Annotated in this window: 6 protein-coding genes and 1 pseudogene; all 7 read right to left on the bottom strand. The window is 66.3% G+C overall.

The window, feature by feature from the left end:
- Nucleotides 1–166 precede the first annotated feature (166 nt).
- A complete protein-coding gene (ubiA, locus tag BDO18943_RS41815) occupies nucleotides 167–1,030 on the bottom strand; it encodes a 4-hydroxybenzoate octaprenyltransferase (protein WP_043189588.1) in 864 nt (287 codons plus the stop codon).
- Between the two features lie 274 nt (nucleotides 1,031–1,304).
- Nucleotides 1,305–1,445, bottom strand: a pseudogene (locus tag BDO18943_RS41810) (ferritin-like domain-containing protein); the annotation flags it as partial.
- 199 nt (nucleotides 1,446–1,644) lie between these two features.
- A complete protein-coding gene (locus tag BDO18943_RS43035) occupies nucleotides 1,645–1,779 on the bottom strand; it encodes a hypothetical protein (protein ID WP_260865393.1) in 135 nt (44 codons plus the stop codon).
- A 110-nt stretch (nucleotides 1,780–1,889) separates the two neighbouring features.
- Nucleotides 1,890–4,076 carry a catalase/peroxidase HPI gene (katG, locus tag BDO18943_RS41805; protein ID WP_175026651.1) on the bottom strand — a complete coding sequence of 729 codons (2,187 nt, stop codon included), beginning with the start codon at nucleotides 4,074–4,076 and terminating at the stop codon, nucleotides 1,890–1,892.
- 120 nt (nucleotides 4,077–4,196) lie between these two features.
- The gene (locus BDO18943_RS43030; protein ID WP_260865392.1) at nucleotides 4,197–4,325 is read right to left on the bottom strand and encodes a hypothetical protein; all 129 of its coding nucleotides are present in this window, start codon (nucleotides 4,323–4,325) and stop codon (nucleotides 4,197–4,199) included.
- Nucleotides 4,326–4,719: 394 nt separating this feature from the next.
- Nucleotides 4,720–5,679 carry a hydrogen peroxide-inducible genes activator gene (locus tag BDO18943_RS41800; protein WP_043189592.1) on the bottom strand — a complete coding sequence of 320 codons (960 nt, stop codon included), beginning with the start codon at nucleotides 5,677–5,679 and terminating at the stop codon, nucleotides 4,720–4,722.
- A gap of 125 nt (nucleotides 5,680–5,804) precedes the next feature.
- Nucleotides 5,805–7,958, bottom strand: a 2,154-nt coding sequence (recG, locus tag BDO18943_RS41795; RefSeq protein ID WP_175026650.1) for an ATP-dependent DNA helicase RecG, incomplete at its 5' end; no start/stop codon positions are given.

The following is a 7,958-nucleotide window of genomic DNA, read 5'->3' as shown; positions in this document are numbered from 1 at the left end:
CCCGCTGCGTTCGTTTGATCCCTTGCTCCACTTGGCACCTCTTCGCTTCGGCGAAAAAGTGTCAACCTATTTCAGGATGGGTCACGACCAACAAAAAAAGCGGCCCAGGCCGCTTTTTTGTTGCTGCGATCCGCACGACATGACGCCGGCGGACAGATCGGGAAGCTCAGCTCCCTGCCAGCAGGTAATGCACGGCAATGCCCGCGAACAGCACGCCGCCGAGCCAGTTGTTGTGCCGGAACGCCGCGAAGCACGGCATCCGCTCGCGGTCCTTGATCAGCGTGTAGTGATACAGCGCGCAGCCGACCGCCGCCGCCCAGCCGGCCCAGTATGCGAGGCCGAAGCCCAGCGTCACGCCGATCCACACGTAGATGCCGAGCGTCACCGCGTAGCACAGCATGACGGCCGCGACGTCGAAGCGGCCGAACGTCAGCGCGGACGTGCGGATCCCGATCTTGATGTCGTCGTCGCGATCGACCATCGCGTATTCGGTGTCGTACGCGACCGACCAGAAAATGTTCGCGATCAGCATCACCCACGCGATCGTCGGCACCGTGTCCTGCACGGCCGCGAACGCCATCGGAATGCCAAAGCCGAACGCGATGCCGAGATACGCCTGCGGAATCGCGAAGAAGCGCTTCATGAACGGATACGAGCCCGCGACGAACAACGCGACGACGGACAGCTGCTTCGTCAGCGTGTTGAGCGGCAGGATCAGCAGGAACGAGATGAAGGCGAGCCCGACCGCGATCGCGATGGCTTCCCACGCGCGGATCTTGCCCGACGTCAGCGGCCGGTCGGCCGTGCGCTTCACATGGCGGTCGAAATCGCGGTCGGCGTAATCGTTCATCGCGCAGCCGGCCGAGCGCATCAACAGCGTGCCGAGCGAGAAGATCACGAGCAGCGGCCAGCGCGGATGGCCGTCGGACGCGATCCACAGCGCGTTGAGCGTCGGCCACAGCAGCAGCAGGCTGCCGATCGGCTTGTCCATCCGGACGAGCCGCAGATACAGGGGAAAGCGGGCAAGCATGGCGAAGCACCGGGAAGATAACCCCGGCATTTTAGAGCCGAGCGGTGCTTCGCGTCATGTCGGCGCAGCTGGCGGGCGGTAGCTGCGGGACACCAGCGCGCTGCGCGTGCCCGCTGCACACGGCCGAGCCGCAAAGCGCATCAATCAAGGGACAGAGCCGGCGCACGCGCGGACCCGTCGGGCGCACCGGCCTGCGCTCGGCCCGATGCAGGCGGATCAATCAGGGCCGGAGCGGCGCGCGAGGGCTTCTGCCAGCCTGGCGCGCGTTGCACGCCTACGCGAGCAGCGACCGCAGCATCCACGCGGGTTTTTCATGCGTCTGCAAGCGCTGCGTCAACAGGTCGGCGGTCGGCTCGTCGCTCGTCGCATCAGCGAGCGGGAAGATTGCGCGCGCGGTGCGTACGACCGCCTCATGCCAGGCCTTCCGCGATCTTCTTGCGGTCCTTGTCGCTGATGCCGATGTTGATCCGGCCAACGGGAGTCTTCCCGATTATGTTCTGGACTCCTTATTCAATCAACCGGAGCCATGAAAGCGAATCGGGTTACCTGCCTGTCTACACCACACCACTCGCACACAGTGCTCGCCACTACGCGTGGCGCATGAAACGCCGCGCTCAGGCGATCGCGTGCAGCGCCTGCGACGCCAGTTCGGCCGCACCGCCGATGACGATCGCGAATCCGACTACGTACCGCGCGATCTCGGCCGGCGCCGCCAGTGCGGCGCGCATGTTCAACTTCATTTGCGTCATGATCGTCACTCCTTCAACGAAACCCAGGGTCAGGGAGAAACGGCCGGCTGGATGACCGGCCGTTTCCCGTTACTGCATTACCGCACTACTGCACTACTGCACGGCGACGCTCACGCGAGGTCGAAGCGGTCGAGGTTCATCACCTTGTTCCAGGCCGCGACGAAGTCACGTGCGAACTTCTCCTTCGCATCCGCGCTGCCGTACACCTCGGCCAGCGCACGCAGTTGCGCATGCGAGCCGAAGATCAGGTCGACGCGCGAGCCGGTCCACTTGACCTTGCCCGTTGCACGATCGCGCCCTTCGAACACGTCGTTCGCGGCCGACACCGGCTTCCATTCCGTGCCCATGTCGAGCAGGTTCACGAAGAAGTCGTTCGTCAGCGCTTCCGGACGGTCGGTGAACACGCCGTGCTTCGCATCGCCGGCGTTCGCACCGAGCACGCGCAGGCCACCGACGAGTGCCGTCATCTCGGGTGCGCTCAGCGTCAGCAGTTGCGCCTTGTCGACCAGCAGTGCCTCGGCCGGCGTCTGGTAGGCGTGCTTCAGGAAGTTGCGGAAGCCGTCTGCAACCGGCTCGAGCACCGCCATCGCTTCAATGTCGGTCTCTTCCTGCGACGCATCCGCGCGGCCCGGTGCGAACGGCACCGTCACCGCGACGCCCGCGTTCTTCGCGGCCTGCTCGACACCGGCCGCACCGGCCAGCACGATCAGGTCGGCGAGCGATACCTTCTTGCCGCCCGTCTGCGCGTCGTTGAACGCCTTCTGCACGCCTTCGAGCGTCGCGAGCACCTTCGCGAGTTCGGCCGGACGGTTCACTTCCCAGTCCTTCTGCGGCGCGAGGCGGATACGCGCACCGTTTGCACCGCCGCGCTTGTCCGAACCGCGGAACGTCGCAGCCGACGCCCATGCGGTCGACACGAGCTGCGACACCGACAGGCCCGATGTAAGCACCTTCGCCTTCAGCGCCGCGACGTCGGCGTCGTCGATCAGCTTGTGATGGACGGCCGGGATCGGGTCCTGCCACAGCAGATGCTCGGCCGGCACGTCCGGGCCCAGATAGCGGGCACGCGGGCCCATGTCGCGGTGCGTGAGCTTGAACCATGCGCGCGCGAACGCGTCGGCGAACTCGGCCGGGTTCTCGTAGAAGCGGCGCGAAATCTTCTCGTAGGCCGGATCGAAACGCAGCGACAGGTCGGTCGTCAGCATCGTCGGACGATGCTTCTTCGACGCGTCGAACGCATCCGGAATCACGTCGCCGGCGTCCTTCGCGACCCACTGGTGCGCGCCGGCCGGGCTCTTCGTGAGCTCCCATTCGTAGCTGAACAGGTGCTTGAAGAAGTCGTTGCTCCACTGCGTCGGCGTCGACGTCCACGTGACTTCGAGGCCGCTCGTGATGGCATCCTTGCCCTTGCCCGTGCCGAACGTGCTCTTCCAGCCGAGGCCCTGCTCTTCGAGGCCCGCGGCTTCCGGCTCGGCGCCGACGTTCGAGGCCGGACCGGCGCCGTGCGTCTTGCCGAACGTGTGGCCGCCCGCGATCAGCGCGACCGTCTCTTCGTCGTTCATCGCCATGCGCGCGAACGTCTCGCGGATGTCATGCGCGGCGGCGACCGGGTCGGGGTTGCCGTCCGGGCCTTCCGGGTTCACGTAGATGAGGCCCATCTGCACCGCGGCGAGCGGGCTTTCGAGGTCGCGCTTGCCCGAGTAGCGGCTGTTCGGGCCGCCGCTCAGTTCCAGCCAGATCTTTTCCGAACCCCAGTACACGTCGTCCGGCTCCCACGTATCGACGCGGCCACCGGCATAGCCGAAGGTCTTGAAGCCCATCGATTCGAGCGCGACGTTGCCGGTCAGGATCAGCAGGTCGGCCCACGAGATGTTGCGGCCGTACTTCTGCTTGATCGGCCACAGCAGCCGGCGCGCCTTGTCGAGGCTGACGTTGTCCGGCCAGCTGTTCAGCGGCGCGAAGCGCTGCTGCCCGCCGCCCGCGCCGCCGCGGCCGTCGGCCGTGCGGTACGTGCCGGCGCTGTGCCAGGCCATGCGAATGAACAGGCCGCCATAGTGGCCGAAGTCGGCCGGCCACCAGTCCTGCGACGTCGTCATCAGCGCGTGCAGGTCCTTCTTCACCGCCGCAAGGTCCAGCTTCTTGAACGCTTCGGCGTAGTCGAAATCCTTGTCCATCGGATCGGACAATGCCGAATGCCGGTGCAGGATGTTCAGGTTAAGCTGATTCGGCCACCAGTCCTTGTTCGTCGTGCCGCCACCAGCGGTGTGGTTGAACGGGCACTTCGTTTCGTTCGACATGCGATTTCTCCTTGGCTTGCTCATATGACTCCACCCGTTCGCTCCGGCGGCATGCCGGGCGCGGTTGGCGGAGTGTCATTGCGGGGATGGGAAACGGAACAGGTTGGTCCTCCTGTCGTACTACGGGATGTCGTGCGTGGCCTGTGACGCGCGCTCCCGCTGCGATGCACCGCAGGCGGGACGCTCGGGGAACCGGCTACCGGCAGGCGTCGTGCCGGCGCTGCGGACGGTATTCCAGCTTTCGGACATGCGATGCTCCCTCATGGCTTGACGGCGGGTGATGCGGGGGAACGCTGAACCCGCGCGAGGCGGCGTTCAGCCACCATACACACGGTCCGCCAGGTACGCGAACGCAATCGGACGCAGGCTGCGAACCGCCGCCCTGGCGCGATGTACGACCGCGTCGCGCGACGGGATGTTCCGCTGCGCGCGCTGCAATACCGACTGCATCATGACACCCTCCTTTGACGCTTGCATTCGACGTGTGGATCAGTCGTCGACTTCACGCCGATCCATGGTGAGGATTCTATCTAAATCTATTGAATTTTTTAATTTGATAAATTTAATCTATGCGATAGAGAAAAATAAACGGGGTCGCAAGACCCCGTTCATCGTGCTGCCACATGTGCATGCTGCAGCGTGCTCAGTTCATCGTCGCCGGCATGTCGAGCTTCGCGACGCCCGGCAGCTCGCACGCGGAAATCGCGTCGCTGATCGCGTCGATCGCGGGCATCCGCGTGAAGCTCTTGCGCCACACGAGCACCACGCGGCGGTCGGGTACCGGCTCGTTGAACGGCACGTACGACAGCAGTTCGGCATCGGGGCCGTTCGCGCGCGGGCCGACCTCGGCAACCGACATCCGCGGCAGCACGGTGATGCCGACACCGCTTGCGACCATGTGGCGGATCGTCTCCAGCGAAGAGCCCTCGAAGGTTTTCTGGATGCCGTCGGCCGTCTGCGAGAAGCGCATCAGCTCCGGGCACACGCCGAGCACGTGATCGCGGAAGCAGTGGCCGTTGCCGAGCAGCAGCATGGTTTCCTGCTTCAGGTCCTCGGCGTCGATTTCCTCGCGCTTTTCCCACGGATGGCCGGCGGGCAGCGCAACGACGAACGGTTCGTCGTACAGCGGGCGCACCATCAAGCCGGTTTCCGGAAACGGCAGCGCCATGATCGCGGCGTCGATCTCGCCCTGCTTCAGCAGTTCGAGCAGCTTCAGCGTGTAGTTTTCCTGCAGCATCAGCGGCATCTGCGGGACCCGCTGGATCATCTGCTTGACGAGCGTCGGCAGCAGGTACGGCCCGATCGTGTAGATCACGCCCAGGCGGAACGGGCCAACCAGCGGATCCTTGCCCTGCTTCGCGATCTCCTTGATCGCGAAGGTCTGCTCGAGCACGCGCTGCGCCTGCGTGACGATCTGGTCGCCGATCGGTGTCACGCTCACTTCGCTCGCACCGCGTTCGAAAATCTGCACGTTGAGCTCGTCTTCGAGCTTCTTGATCGCCACCGACAGCGTCGGCTGGCTCACGAAGCATGCTTCGGCCGCGCGGCCGAAATGCCGTTCGCGCGCAACCGCGACGATGTATTTCAATTCAGTCAGCGTCATTGTGGGTCAATCAGAGATATACAAGCGATAGGTTTAATTTATACACCCTGTGACACCGGTTCGCCAAGTTTCTCTGCATCGGAATGCTTCAAACGGCGGTTTGAAATCCGGCTCCGACCCGCGAATCAGGCCTTCAGATACTGCTCGCGCGCGCCGAGCCAGCGTGCGAGATGCTGCGTGACGATCTCGGGATACGCGGCAATCAGCCGCGTCGCGGCTTCTCGGGCCGGATCGATCAGCCAGCCGTCGGTCTCGAGGTTCGCAAAGCGCAGCATCGCCGCGCCCGACTGGCGTGCGCCGAGGAATTCGCCGGGGCCGCGGATCTCGAGGTCGCGCCGTGCGATCTCGAAGCCATCGGTCGTCTCGCGCATCGTCTTCAAGCGCTCGCGGCCCGTGAGCGACAGCGGCCCCGTGTACAGCAGCACGCACACCGACGCCGCGGTGCCGCGCCCGACCCGGCCACGCAGCTGGTGCAGCTGCGCGAGGCCGAAGCGCTCCGCGTGCTCGATCACCATCAGCGACGCGTTCGGCACGTCGACGCCGACCTCGATCACGGTCGTCGCGACGAGCAGCTGCACGTCGTTGCGCGTGAACGCTTCCATCACGGCCGCCTTGTCGGCCGGCGACAGCCGGCCGTGCACGAGCCCGACCTTCAGCTCCGGGAGCGCGGTGGCCAGCGTCTCGTAAGTCTCGACGGCCGTCTGCAGCTGCAGCGTCTCGCTCTCCTCGATCAGCGGGCACACCCAGTAGACCTGGCGCCCGGTCAGCGCGGCCTCGCGTACGCGGGCGATCACCTCCTCGCGCCGCGCATCGCCGACGAGGCGCGTCAGCACGGGCGTGCGGCCCGGCGGCAACTCGTCGATCGTCGAGACCTCGAGATCCGCGTAATACGTCATCGCGAGCGTGCGCGGAATCGGCGTGGCCGACATCATCAGCTGGTGCGGCTGGAAGTCGCGCGCGCCGTTGGCCGCATTCGCGGCCTTCGCGCGCAGCGCGAGCCGCTGCTCGACGCCGAAGCGGTGCTGCTCGTCGACGATCACGAGGCCGAGCCGCGCGAATTCGACGGTGTCCTGGATGATCGCGTGCGTGCCGATCACGAGCTGCGCGGTGCCGAGCGCGGCCGCCTCGATCGCCGCGCGCTTCTCCTTCGCCTTCAGGCTGCCCGCGAGCCACGCCACCGTGACGCCGAGCGGCTCGAGCCACGCACGCAGCTTGCGCGCGTGCTGTTCCGCGAGAATTTCAGTGGGCGCCATCAGCGCGGCCTGGTAGCCGGCGTCGATCGCCTGCGTGGCGGCCAGCGCCGCGACGACCGTCTTGCCGCTGCCGACGTCGCCCTGCAGCAGGCGCTGCATCGGGTGCGCGAGCGTGAGGTCGTTCGCGATCTCGTCGACGACGCGCCCCTGCGCTCCCGTCAGCGTAAACGGCAGCGCCGCGTAGAGCCGGGTCGTCAGCGCATCGGCATCGCTCGCGGCGCGGCGCGGCATCGCGGGCGCCGCACGCGTGCGGCGCTCCTCGTGCGCGCGCTTGAGCGACAGCTGCTGCGCCAGCAGTTCTTCGAACTTGATGCGCGTCCACGCCGGATGCGAGCCGTCCATCAGCGCGGCTTCGTCGGAATCGACGCGCGGGTGGTGCAGGATCCGCACCGCCTGCTCGAGCGACGGCACGTCGAGCGGCAACAGGTAATCGCGCTGGATCTCGGGCGGCAGCAGTTCGGGCAGCGGCGTGCGCTCGACCGCATTCTCGATCGCCTTGCGCAGATAGGCCTGCGACACGCCGGCCGTGCTCGGATAGACGGGCGTGAGCACCTGCGGCAGCGGCGCATCGGCTTCGACGACGCGCACCGCCGGATGCACCATCTCCATCCCGAAGAAGCCGCCGCGCACGTCGCCGCGCACGCGCAGCCGCTGGCCGACGGCCATCTGCTTGACCTGTGAGCCGTAGAAATTCAGGAAGCGCAGCACGAGGTGCTCGCCGTCGTCGTCCTGGATCTTCACGACCAGCTGGCGGCGGGGCCGGTACGCGACCTCGTTGTCGAACACGACACCTTCGGCCTGCGCGATGCCGCCCGGCAGCAGCTCGCCGATCGGCGTGAGCGTGGTTTCGTCCTCGTAGCGCATCGGCAGATGCAGCACGAGATCGATCGAACGCGTGAGGCCGAGCTTCGCGAGCTTGTCGACGGTCTTCACGGGCTTGTCGGCGGCCGGCTTCTTCTTGCGTTTCGCGCCGGCCGCACCCGCTGCGTCGGTCGCGGCGGCGTCATCGGCGTCGGGCGCGGCGGC

The organism is Burkholderia aenigmatica (assembly GCF_902499175.1).
In the GTDB taxonomy this organism is placed as follows: domain Bacteria; phylum Pseudomonadota; class Gammaproteobacteria; order Burkholderiales; family Burkholderiaceae; genus Burkholderia; species Burkholderia aenigmatica.
This window is presented reverse-complemented; position numbering and strand designations above follow the sequence as displayed.

Bases quoted from the DNA above. Each gene is read 5' to 3' on its own strand.
- ubiA (WP_043189588.1), bottom strand. From the start codon at position 1,030: ATGCTTGCCCGCTTTCCCCTGTATCTGCGGCTCGTCCGGATGGACAAG.
- BDO18943_RS43035 (WP_260865393.1), bottom strand. From the start codon at position 1,779: ATGACGCAAATGAAGTTGAACATGCGCGCCGCACTGGCGGCGCCGGCC.
- katG (WP_175026651.1), bottom strand. From the start codon at position 4,076: ATGTCGAACGAAACGAAGTGCCCGTTCAACCACACCGCTGGTGGCGGC.
- BDO18943_RS43030 (WP_260865392.1), bottom strand. From the start codon at position 4,325: ATGTCCGAAAGCTGGAATACCGTCCGCAGCGCCGGCACGACGCCTGCC.
- BDO18943_RS41800 (WP_043189592.1), bottom strand. From the start codon at position 5,679: ATGACGCTGACTGAATTGAAATACATCGTCGCGGTTGCGCGCGAACGG.